Raw genomic sequence first — 412 nt, 5'->3', positions numbered from 1 at the left:
GTGCTTCTACCTGCTGTCGGTCACCATGAAGTCGGTGCCGACCGGCATCGCCTATGCGATCTGGTCCGGCGTCGGCATCGTGCTGATCTCGCTGATCGGCCTGGTGGTGTTCAAGCAGCGGCTGGATGCAGCTGCGCTGGCCGGCATCGCGCTGATCTGCGCCGGCGTGCTGGTGATCAACCTGTTCTCGCGCAGCAGCGCGCACTGAACACGCTGCTGCGCGACAGGTGCTAGCTGACCTTCTTCGCCACGCTCATGCCGATCAGGAACAGCACCACGGCAATGATGATGCCGGCCCAGAACAGGAACTTGGCGATGCCCACAGCGGCACCGGCGATGCCGCCGAAGCCCAGCACGCCGGCGATGATGCCGATGATGGCGAAAATGATGGCCCACTTGATCATGTCAGTCC

Annotated in this window: 2 protein-coding genes; one reads left to right on the top strand and one right to left on the bottom strand. The window is 63.3% G+C overall.

Features of this window, described 5'->3' with window-relative positions:
* Positions 1-208 (top strand): SMR family transporter (locus I6F38_RS43525; protein ID WP_249794513.1); only part of this gene is annotated, 208 nt, incomplete at its 5' end.
* A gap of 22 nt (positions 209-230) precedes the next feature.
* On the opposite strand, the gene I6F38_RS43520 is transcribed toward I6F38_RS43525, so the two are convergent.
* Positions 231-404 carry a DUF1328 domain-containing protein gene (locus I6F38_RS43520; RefSeq protein WP_005417836.1) on the bottom strand — a complete coding sequence of 58 codons (174 nt, stop codon included), beginning with the start codon at positions 402-404 and terminating at the stop codon, positions 231-233.
* Between the last annotated feature and the right edge of the window lie 8 nt (positions 405-412).

It is taken from the genome of Bradyrhizobium sp. BRP56 (genome assembly GCF_020194035.1).
Lineage (GTDB): Bacteria > Pseudomonadota > Alphaproteobacteria > Rhizobiales > Xanthobacteraceae > Bradyrhizobium > Bradyrhizobium australafricanum.
The sequence above is the reverse complement of the archived record's forward strand: the minus strand, read 5'-3'. Positions and strand labels throughout refer to the sequence as shown.

Bases quoted from the DNA above. Each gene is read 5' to 3' on its own strand.
- I6F38_RS43520 (WP_005417836.1), bottom strand. From the start codon at position 404: ATGATCAAGTGGGCCATCATTTTCGCCATCATCGGCATCATCGCCGGC.